Below are 1,298 nucleotides of genomic sequence, written 5' to 3'. Positions count from 1 at the left end.
ACCGACTGTTTTACCAGCGACGGTCTGGTAGCTACCATTAAAGACATTTTGGATACCGCGGGCATTATTGGCATAGCTCAGATGCGTCAAGTCACTAAAGCATTCGTGCTCATCTTCGGTAGACCCTGTAACAAAAGCGACCTGCATACGCTCAGAAGCCAACTCACCCAATGCTAAACTGCCCATTTGGTACATAATCTGACGCAGGCCATTGTCATATTTACGCGCCATCAAATCACTGCGTAAAGTATTTTCGGCATCAGGCTGCCACTGGGCTTCCATTGCGGTTAAATCATCCACCAATAATTGAGTAGCGGCTTTTAAAAACTCACCGCGGCGCTCACAAATACTAGCATCTTCATTGACCGTATCCCCGCTGGTACATTGTCCAGCTTGTGTCATATAGTCGGTGACTGGGCGATTACCCGCGCCTTCTTTTACACCATTGGTATCTTGACCCCATAGCATAAACTCAATCGCATGGTAGCCAGTCGTTACATTGGCTTCGCTACCACCAATCTCGTTCATTTCTGCAAGCAGCTCAGGTGTAATTGTGCTGGTATCTTGCTTGGTACTACCGACCGTAATGCTGTCGCTATTGATGATGTTTTCTTGACTGTTGTATTCGCCTTCATAGTCATCACTGACATAATCGATCAGCGCTTCATCCAGTGGCCATGCATTGATCTGACCTTCCCAACTATCGATGCTATTGATAGCGCGCTTATCATTTGCTGTCACAAACCCTTCATCAAAACGGAAAATTTCCGTCTGTGAGTACGGCTGGCGCGCAGCTTTATAGGCAGCTTTTGCCGCATCAAGGTTGGCTTGAGTTGGCGTTGCGACATACGTATCTACCGCTGCTTGTAATGCCTTAGCAGTATCTAGCGAGTCTTTATAGGCGGCGTGTGCCATGTTTGCATAGCTGATAACCAGTCTATCAATATGTGCTTTTTCGGCAGCTGATATCTCTGTATTGTCGCCTGTTTCTGTGCTTACAACCTCTGTCTGCGTCTCAGTAGCAGCAGTGTCTTCTTCGGTTTTTTTGGTACAGCCCGATACCATTAACAATCCTGCAAGTGCAACAGCTAAAGTAGTTGGTAAAATCTTACGGCGTGTTTCTGTGGTAATCGTCATACAAATCCTCAAAGAGATAGCAAAATTCGTTTTGGTTAAATGGCTTCCATCATATCGATTATCAAATCACGGCTTAATCAGCTGATTTGATTTCGTATATTCATGCTTATCGCATATTATTAAGCTTGTAACTATTCAGTAATAAAACACTAACAAATTAT

At 44.5% G+C, this 1,298-nt stretch carries 1 protein-coding gene; it reads right to left on the bottom strand.

All coding sequences use genetic code 11. The features are described 5' to 3' along the window. Positions 1 to 1,137: imelysin family protein (locus ACS8FC_RS14320; RefSeq protein ID WP_439297250.1), on the bottom strand; the 1,137-nt coding region annotated here is incomplete at its 3' end. Between the last annotated feature and the right edge of the window lie 161 nt (positions 1,138 to 1,298).

This window comes from Psychrobacter sp. 1Y4 (genome assembly GCF_051847555.1).
This window is presented reverse-complemented; position numbering and strand designations above follow the sequence as displayed.